Annotated in this window: 11 protein-coding genes; 2 read left to right on the forward strand and 9 right to left on the reverse strand. The window is 63.1% G+C overall.

The genetic code is table 11. The features are described from left to right. On the forward strand, window positions 1-547 hold a 547-nt coding region (locus B2Z70_RS00025; RefSeq protein ID WP_292979717.1), incomplete at its 5' end, for a YcbK family protein. Then, window positions 544-801, forward strand: a complete 258-nt coding sequence (locus B2Z70_RS00030) for a hypothetical protein (RefSeq protein ID WP_123194503.1) — start codon at window positions 544-546, stop codon at window positions 799-801. The genes B2Z70_RS00025 and B2Z70_RS00030, both read left to right, overlap by 4 nt. Window positions 802-998: 197 nt before the next feature. Here the strand turns inward: B2Z70_RS00030 and B2Z70_RS00035 are convergent, their stop codons facing one another. The 9 genes from B2Z70_RS00035 to B2Z70_RS00075 all read right to left on the reverse strand — a co-directional run. Further along, window positions 999-2144 (reverse strand): cation:proton antiporter domain-containing protein, encoded by a 1146-nt coding sequence (locus tag B2Z70_RS00035; protein WP_123194505.1) that lies wholly within the window; start codon window positions 2142-2144, stop codon window positions 999-1001. Between the two features lie 48 nt (window positions 2145-2192). Then, window positions 2193-2615 carry a thioredoxin TrxC gene (gene trxC, locus B2Z70_RS00040; protein ID WP_123194506.1) on the reverse strand — a complete coding sequence of 141 codons (423 nt, stop codon included), beginning with the start codon at window positions 2613-2615 and terminating at the stop codon, window positions 2193-2195. A gap of 52 nt (window positions 2616-2667) precedes the next feature. Beyond that, window positions 2668-3510 carry an SDH family Clp fold serine proteinase gene (locus B2Z70_RS00045; protein WP_292979747.1) on the reverse strand — a complete coding sequence of 281 codons (843 nt, stop codon included), beginning with the start codon at window positions 3508-3510 and terminating at the stop codon, window positions 2668-2670. Then, a complete protein-coding gene (locus B2Z70_RS00050) occupies window positions 3501-4253 on the reverse strand; it encodes a rhomboid family intramembrane serine protease (RefSeq protein ID WP_067458157.1) in 753 nt (250 codons plus the stop codon). Before B2Z70_RS00050 ends, B2Z70_RS00045 begins: the two co-directional genes overlap by 10 nt. Before the next feature lie 33 nt (window positions 4254-4286). Then, a complete protein-coding gene (locus tag B2Z70_RS00055; protein ID WP_123194508.1) occupies window positions 4287-4847 on the reverse strand; it encodes an NADH dehydrogenase ubiquinone Fe-S protein 4 in 561 nt (186 codons plus the stop codon). Between the two features lies 1 nt (window position 4848). Next, window positions 4849-5469: a hypothetical protein gene (locus tag B2Z70_RS00060; protein WP_115672674.1), complete on the reverse strand. Its 621-nt coding sequence runs from the start codon at window positions 5467-5469 to the stop codon at window positions 4849-4851. Window positions 5470-5680: 211 nt separating this feature from the next. After that, complete coding sequence (locus B2Z70_RS00065; RefSeq protein WP_292979759.1) at window positions 5681-6328, reverse strand: HdeD family acid-resistance protein; 648 nt, start codon at window positions 6326-6328, stop codon at window positions 5681-5683. A 26-nt stretch (window positions 6329-6354) separates the two neighbouring features. Then, the gene (locus tag B2Z70_RS00070) at window positions 6355-7497 is read right to left on the reverse strand and encodes a sigma-70 family RNA polymerase sigma factor (RefSeq protein ID WP_292979761.1); all 1143 of its coding nucleotides are present in this window, start codon (window positions 7495-7497) and stop codon (window positions 6355-6357) included. 77 nt (window positions 7498-7574) lie between these two features. Beyond that, window positions 7575-8989: AAA family ATPase (locus B2Z70_RS00075; protein WP_292979763.1), on the reverse strand; the 1415-nt coding region annotated here is incomplete at its 5' end.

An 8989-nucleotide genomic window follows, 5' to 3' on the forward strand; every position in this document is an offset into this window, starting at 1 on the left:
CGGCTGGTGGCGCCGCCGCGCCCGGCTTGGCAAGCCGCTCATCGTCCGTTCGGCCTACCGCAGTCCGGCGCACAACCGGGCCGTCGGCGGCGCCACGCGGTCGAAGCATCTCGACGGCGCCGCCTTCGATATCGCCATGGCGAACCACGACCCAGCGGCCTTCGAGGCGGCGGCGCGGGAGGTCGGATTCCTCGGCTTCGGCTTCTATCCGCGCTCGGGGTTCATCCATGTCGACGTCGGGCCCGCGCGCCAGTGGGGCGAGCGGTTCCCGGTCCGGGCGACGGCATTTGCAGCCGAGACGCCGCCCGCGCGCGAGGTGCTGGCTGACAGCCGCACCATGAAGGGCGGCGGCGCAGCCGGTGTGGCGACGCTGGGTGTCGCCGGGGTCGAGGTGGCTCAGAGCGTCCTGGCGGAGACCCAGACCGCGATCCTGACGCTCGTGCCGTATCTCGACACACTGCGCTGGGTGTTCATCGCGGTGGCGCTCGCCGGCATCGCGGTCACGATCTACGCTCGGCTCGACGATTGGAAGAAGGGGCTGCGATGATCACCGCGCTCCTGACCGGGTTCGCCGCCCGCCCGTGCATGCGGGTAGCTCTGCGCTACGGCGCCATCGCGTTCGCCGTGCTCCTGTTCCTGCTTTCGCTTCGGCGCTCCGGGGGGCGAGCGGGACGCCTCGCCGAACGCCTTGAAACCATGGAGAAGGCCAATGACGTCCAACGTCGGATGCTGGAAGCGGCGGCTCGCCGTCCTCGTGATCACGACGATCTCGCTGACCGCCTGCGCGACGGTCGCTTCTGATTCCCGCGTCGCGACCGTCTGTCCGCCGGTTGTCGAGTATAGCCGCGACTTCCAGGCACGCGCAGCCGACGAGCTCGATCTGTTGCCGGAGAGGTCGGCAATAGCCGAAATACTCTCCGACTATAGCGTCATGCGTGATCAGGTGCGGGCGTGCTCTCAGTGATCTGAGAAACATAGTTATCTTGATGTTGACCCTGCTAAACCCTTAGCCCCGCCCATCTAACCATAAGACTACCGACCAGCATGCTCGCTCCAGTCGCGACAAGGAGGGGGCCGGCGAACTCGTCGGCTACAATGCCCGATGCCGCGGAAGCCGACAGCAGCATCAGGCTGAATTCTCCTCCGTGGCCCAGGATGATCCCAGTCCTCCATGCGGTCTGAAGCGACTCGCCGAATAGTCGGGCGACGACCAAAACGATCAGCGTCTTGCCCGCAAATATGATCGCGAGCCAGCTCAGCACGACTGGCCACGCATACGGGATAATCCAAAGTGGCAATTGCGTTCCGATGCCGACGAAGAAAATCCCGACAAACAAATCGCGGAAGGGCCGGATCTCGTTCTCGACGGCATGGCGGGCGTCACCCTCGCCGATGATCATGCCGGCCGCGAATGCGGCGAGTGCCGGAGAAAGACCGACGGAGGTCGCGACGATCGCAGACCCGAGCGCAATGGTGAGCGCGAGGAGTTGGGCGAGTTCCGGATCGCCACGCGACGCGACCCAACGGGCAAGCACCTGCAGGGGGCCACGGGCAATGAACAGAGCTGCAACCAATGCCGTAGAACTGGCGATGACCGTTATCACGCCATGTCCCTCGGCGGCTCCGCTCATCGAATCGTGCAGAAGCAGGAATGCGACAGCTGCCAAGTCTTGAAACAGAAGCACTGCAATGGACAGACGTCCTTGGGCCGATCCCAGAGCGTTCGCGCTTGCGAGCACCTTGAGGCACATGGCCGTGGATGACATGGCAACGGCCCCGCCGATGAGGATTGCGGGGACGGGCGCGAGATCGAAGATCAGACTCGCTACCAACGATACCGTTATCGTCGTGACTGCAACCTGCGCGGCTCCAAGACCGAAGACATGCTTCCTGAGCGTTACGAGCTTCTCGAACGAGAATTCCAGGCCAAGAGCGAACAGCAGGAGTACCACTCCGATCTCGCCAATGCTGCTCAGGGCAGCGCTCTCAGCAATCAGGCCGAGGCCGGCAGGTCCGATGATTATGCCGGCAAGAATGTAACCGACGATACTGGGCACGCTGATCCGTGAACATATCGTCACGAGCACGAACGCGGCAAAGACCAACAAGGCCGCACTTTCGACAAATCCGGTCACGCCATGCATGTTCTTCTCCTGATGGCATGGCGCAGGGAAGGCCAATACCTGTAAACTCTAGACGTGCGAGCGTGCCCACTGCGCAATCTGGACGGCGGACATTGCGCCGCTCGTCCTCGCGATCTCGTTGCCGCTTTTGAACAGGATCATAGTGGGGATGCTGCGGATCCCGTGGCGGCTGGCGATTTTCTGTTCGGCTTCCGTATCGAGCTTACCAAGGCGGAAATTTGGCTCGAGCGACTGCGCCGCCGCCTCGAATTGGGGCGCCATCATCTTGCATGGCCCGCACCACTCAGCCCAGAAATCGACCAGCAATGGCAGTTCGGCATTCGCATGACGGTCAAAATTAGTCGCTGTAAGCGTGACGGGCCTGCCTTGAAAGAGGGGCGCGCCGCAGCGTCCGCAATTGGGATTATCGGTCAGGCGCTCTTGCGGCACTCTGTTGGTGGAATTGCAGTGCGGGCAAGCGACCGTGGGCATCCTGTATCCTTTCGTTGACGAGCCGGTCCTGGCGGCCGGCTGATGCAAGCATTCAGCGCGTGGACATGGCGCCGCGCGCCTCTCGTTGCCGCGGCTCGGGCAGGTATTCCACGCCACCGCCCTGGCGCCGAACCGGCTGCGGATAGAGCGTCATCAGCTCCAGTATTTCCTTGGGCATGTCCGTTCCAATGGGCAGGCCCATGTCGCGGGCCTCGTCGGCAGAGATGGGATAGTCGTGGGTCCAAGTGCCCGTCGCCAGCTTCGCTGCCACGGACGCTGCGCGGTTCTCGTCCATCTTGTCGGACAGCAGACGTTTCGCGAATGCCTCGATCTGCGCAATGGCCTTGCGACCGACATCGGCCATGATCAGGGTCTGGTCGTTGATCTCGGCGATGGGTTTCTCCTCGACGACCTTGATGAGCGAGGCAGCAGGCAACTGGCCAAGTTGCGGATCGACGGGTCCCAGCACGGAGTGTTCGCACATCACGATCTCGTCGGCAGCGAGTGCGATCAGCGTGCCACCGGACATCGCGTAATGTGGCACGAACACTGTGACCTTGCCCTTGTGTCCCTGAATGGCGCGGGCAATCTGTGTTGCCGCCAGCACAAGGCCGCCCGGTGTGTGCAGCACGATGTCGAGCGGCACTTCATCGTCGGTCATCTGGATCGCGCGCAGGACTTCTTCGGAGTCGTTGACGTCGATGTAGCGCATCAGGGGGAAGCCCAGCAGGTTCATGGTCTCCTGCCGATGGATCAGCAGAATGACGCGACTGCTGCGCTTCTTCTCGATCTGGGCGATCTTGCGTGTGCGCATCGCCTCAAGATATCTGCGCTGCAGCACAGGCTGCAGAGCGGATATGATGAAGAACAGCCAGAACAGCTGCATTATGTCCATGGACCTTGTCCTCCTTCTCGTCGGCCATCCGGCAGAAACCCATAGATGCCCTCGTCGCGATAATAGTGGCGATAGGCGTCGGCGCGCCTTCGCAGGAGTGGCGTTACGAGCCAACCGGCGACAAACCCGCCGATATGCGCCCACCAGGCGACCCCGCCGGTGGCCGGATCGCTGCCGAGCGACAGGAAGCCGGGAACGACCTGCATGAAGAACCAGATCATTGCGAAAATGAACGCGCGCACTTCGAAGAACAGCGGAATGAACAGAATCGGCACGATCACCACCAGCCGAGCCGCCGGAAACATGCGTGCGTAGCAACCGATCACGCCCGCGATGGCCCCCGATGCGCCAAGCGCGGGAACGACTGAGTGGGGGTTCGCCAGCGCGTGAGCCAGTCCGGCCGCCACACCACAGAACAGATAGAACAGTGTGAATCGACCCGGTCCGAGCCGATCTTCGACGGCGGGGCCGAAGATCCAGAGCGTCCACATGTTCAAGATGAGGTGCAGCCAGCCCCCGTGCAGGAAGATATTGGTCAGGAATGGGGTCCAGTCGGACGGGGCGACGAGGCTCAGCTGTCCGAAGAAGCGCGAGGGCACCAGCGCGAACTCGAACAGGAACCAGTCCAGCACGCGCGGCGGCAGGCTGGTCTGATAGAGAAACGCGACGACGTTCATGCCGATGACCGCCCATACGATGACGGGGGAGTAGCGGCGCGCGACGCTGTCAAGATAGGGAAACAAGCCGCAGATCCTCGCTCGCGCTGGCCATTCCGTTCATTGTTCTTTCCCGGCTATCGTCACGCCCGTCCAGGCCGGCGGATCTGAGGCCGGGAAGGATTCGAGCGAGGCTTCGAGGACCGGATCGAAACTCTCCCTGTCGCTGGTAGACGGGTCGGCCGTGCTCTCATGCTGAACGCCTCTTGAGAGGCGGCGATCGGGGCGGAACGCGACCCGGAAGGCTCCCGGGGCATCGACGCCCCTGTGCAGCCGGTGGCGCGTCTCACCCGCCCAAGGGTTGGCCATCCGGGCTCCCCCAGCGTCCTCGCGCACGACATAATGCCAGTCCTGCCGCTCTGCGAAGTCCACGGCGCTGTCGCGATCCGGAAACTTCAGCCGAATCGGACGATAGGGATCGCCGGTGGACGTGTATCCCATCAGCGGCTCGATCTGCGGCGGCCGGGACGGCTCGAACTCGAGGACCCAGTAGTTGGGCCGAGGCGCCGATGTCATCGCGGAACGGGCAGGACGGTAGATGATTGCCGTCGGCACGTCCCAGGATGGCAGATCGGTTCCGGGAATTTTCGGCGGGAATGGTGGGCGATTATGGCCGCGCATATCAGTTCTCCCGGGTGTTGGTGGATACGAGAAGGTGACGTTCGAGATCGTCGAGTTTTTCCATTCGCCTCGAATTCAGGCGAACGGCGCGTTCGGTGTTCTGCGAAGGAAAGGCAGCAGCGTGCAGGACGTCCGACCGCATCGCTATCGTGAGATCGGCGACGGCATTCATCACGCCCTCTCCGTCCCCGTCCGAGAGCGTGCCGTCAGCAAAACCGGACTGCAATCTCTCCAGTACCTGCTCGAAGCTGGACACGACCCCTGCACTCGCGACTACAGCCAGCTTGTGGCTGAGAACACGCAGTTCATCGATCAGCTTGGCATCGTGCCTTGCGGTTTCCACGATCTCTGCGACCTTCTCGATGCAGGCCATGTAAATGTCGCATTGCTGCTGGAGGATGATGACCCTTCCTTCCTTGCGAAGCTCGAGATCGGTCTGGCGATTGAGAAGCGCCGCGGTCAGAATGATCGTCACGACAGCGCCTAGAAAGATGAGCGTCATCTCCTGCGCGAAAGGCAGTATGTCTTCGGCAAGATACATCGAACGAAAAACGAAAACGATCCCGATGCCCAAGGCAGCGGCCGCAGCAGCAAATGCCAAGTCAGGCAGGCGGTTCGACATCAGCACCTCGCATTTTCGGTGTCAGGTGGCATGCACGGCTTTGCATCGGCGTCCGGCGCCTTTGCGTCCCGGTGCCGCAGGAAGATTGGCGTCGGACCGCTGCCGAACGGATTGAAGCCGGTGCTCAGGCAACGGTCGAAGATCGTTTCGTCCCATCGGGTGAAATCGTGCTCCTCGCCGGCAAGTCGCCCGTCATCCACCACAGGGCACCTCACGCCTTTGCCGATGGGGGAGGGTCATCGAAGGCCGCACCGTCCGAACGATCCGCCTTGCGAAGCCGTAGCCCGAGGAGGATCATCATCACCCCGAAGACCGCGCCGTAGAAGCCGATCAGCCAGCCGAGGGCGAGGAAGCTTTCGACCGGGCGCGTCAGCAGCATCCAGGTCACGACGACACCGAGAACGACCGAGAGAAGGCCGCTCAGGATCAGCCAGATTTCGCCGTTGATTTCCTTTCGCAGGCGGATCGCTGCCGCGATCTCGAGGGCACCCGAGAACACGGCCCAGAATGCGATGCTGGCCCAGAGGAATGTCGCAAGCACAAGCGTCGCGACAAAAGGCGAGACAACCACGACGACGCCCGTGGCGATGCCCAGAATGCCGCTGAACATCAGCCAGCCCCAGCGTTCGCCCTTGCGGATGTTACGTATCGCGGCGACGAGGCCGAACACGCCGTCGGCAAAGGCGAACGCGCCGAAGACCAGCGTGAGCGCCAGAAGCGCTTCCGCAGGCATGACGAAGGCTAGCACTGCGATGACCAATGCGAGCACGCCGCGTAACACGAATGCCCACCAATTCCGGGACAGGCTGCACAGCATGTCCTGCATCTTGTCGGTCGGGTTTTCAGAGGCTGTGGTCATTGGTCGATCTCCTATTCAGTTCCATGTCAGGTGTCGGAGCCGGCCTCCTCGCCGGTTAGGGCGGCGGCCACGCGGCGGCGATCCTCGATCGGCTGAGGCAGACGCTGCGTGTGAGCGATTTCCCGTTCGATGGGCGCGCGGTCTGATGGATCTCTGACCAACCCGGCTTCGGCAAGCCTCGCGCGTAGGGTCGCGCCCGCATTTTCTGCGATCTCCGCGACCTCTGCCTCGGTCAGGCCGAAAAGGTCTGCCGTCTCCGCGATCGTAGCGCTGTCGAGGTGGAGCCGATAGAGAACGCGGCGTTCGACCGACGGAAGATCGGCGATTGCCCGGTGCAGCACCATGGCGATCTTATGCCGATCCGCTTGGCTCTCGGGGTCTGTGCCGCCGTCGTCGGCGAGGAGGTCCTCCAGCATCAGCACTTCGTCGGGCTGGTAGAACTCGAACATCGCCTGATCCGCCTCAGTGGGTTCCTCGCCCGGAGTCTCGGGTTTCGCGTCGATCGAGGCGGCGTCCTCCGGCACCGCGCGGCGCGCGGCGCGCGCCTCGGCCTCGATGCTCTCGAAAGCCAGTTTCAGCAGCCAGTCGCCTATGGAAAACTCGGTGGGCCGCTGCTCGAACCTTTCCAGTCCCTTGAGGATCGTCGCATCGACAAGATCGCGAACGCTGAGGTAACCCTCCGGCACAGATCCGCTGCATTCGAGATAGGTCAACTCGCGCCTGACGGTGTCGTAGACCGTATCGAGATGATCCTCGATCAGGTCGAAGAAGAGTTGGCGCCGCTCCGCCTCCGCCGCATCCCGCGCGGGCGGCAGCGGGGCGCCGATCCGGCGCCGGCGGGCGGGACGCTTGTATTCAGGCTCGTGCTTGAGGCGCGCCACATGCCGATCGACCTGGTGGCGCAGGTCGGCAAAGGCCTTGCGCAGGACAGGCTCGATCTCGAACCCCTCTTCCTGCGCCGCGATCACGCCCGAGGGCAGTTGCAGGCGCAGGCTGACCTGGATGCGCGTTTTGCCCCTCGTCTGGGAGGCGACGACTTCGAGCCGGACGAGATCTTCGCTGAAGCGTACAAGATGAGGTTCAAGTTGCCGCACCTCTTCCTCGATGACCTCAGGCGCGCGCTGTTGCCCGTGCCGGTCAAGATTGCGAAATGCTCTGATGACTTTCATGCCGTGGATCCTTCCTGTAACCCTCCGACGAAATGAGCCGGCGCGACCGTCATCGCGCCGGCCAGTCCTTCACGACGTCACCCGGTAGACTTATCGCCCTTGGACTGCTCCTTATCCTTGGCGTCGACCGGGACATCGGGCGTCGGAGCGTCCGCCTTGTTTTCGGCAACTGCGCTGGACTCGCCGATCCCGGCTTGGGCCGGATCGTCCGGGCTGTCGTCACCGGTGTCCCTTGGGATCTTTTCGAACACGACCTTCTGTTCGTCCGCTGACCAGGCGACGCGGACCTTGTCGCCATCCTCGATCCGCCCCGAGAGCAGTTCGCGAGCCAACTCGGTCTCCAGCTCCGACCGGATCAGCCGGCGTAGCTCGCGGGCACCGAATTCGGGGCGGAAGCCGACCGCGCCGAAGTGATCCACGACGCTCACATCGAGTTCGAGTTCGACGCCCTGGGTAAGGGCGGTCCGCTTCACCCGGTTGAGCTGCAACTCGACGATCTGGCGGATCTCCGACTGATTCAGCGAATGAAAGACGATGATCTCGTCGATCCGGTTGATGAACTCTGGCCGGAAATGACCGCGCAACACCTCCATCAGTTCGGATTTCTGCTTGGCCTCGTCGAACTCCCTGCTGCCGCGTTTCGTGAGGTTGCGCTGGATGATGTCCGAACCGAGGTTCGAGGTGGCGATGATGATGGTGTTAGTGAAGTCCACCACGCGGCCCTTGCCATCTGTCAGGCGGCCATCGTCGAACACCTGAAGCAGGATGTTGTAGACATCGGGATGCGCCTTTTCGATCTCGTCGAGGAGCACGACCGAGTAGGGCCGACGGCGCACCTTCTCCGTCAGCTGCCCGCCTTCGTCGTATCCGACGTAGCCCGGAGGTGCGCCAACCAACCGGGCAACCGAGTGGCGCTCGCCATACTCCGACATGTCGATACGGATCAGCGCATCCTGGTCGCCGAAGATCACCTCCGCGAGCGTCTTGGCCAGTTCCGTCTTGCCAACCCCGGTCGGCCCGAGGAACAGGAAGGTCGCGGTCGGACCGGAACCTTCGCGCAGACCCGCTCGCGCCAGGCGCACCGCATCGGCCACGGCGCGGATCGCTTCTTCCTGGCCGATGACGCGCTCGTGCAGCTTCTCCTCGAGCTTGAGGAGCTTGTCCTTCTCCTCGGTGGTCAGGTCCGTGACCGGAACGCCGGTGATCTTGGAGACGATCTGCGCGACGTGATCGGCGCGCACCTCGGCGGTCGCCGAAGCCTGATCGCGCTTCCAGATCTCCAGAAGCTCGTCCAGCTCCTTCTGCTTCTGCTCCAGCTCCTTCTTCAGTTCTGCTGCTCGGTCGAATTGCTTGCGGGCTGCGGCATAGTCCTGTTCGCGCTTGATCTGCGCGACCTCGGCTTCGAGTTCCTGCACGTCCACGGGCCGCGCAGTGGCCGAGATCTTCACCCGCGCCGCGGCCTGGTCGATCAGGTCGATCGCCTTGTCGGGCA

Source organism: Oceanicaulis sp. UBA6590, from assembly GCF_002433705.1.
Classification (GTDB): domain Bacteria; phylum Pseudomonadota; class Alphaproteobacteria; order Caulobacterales; family Maricaulaceae; genus Oceanicaulis.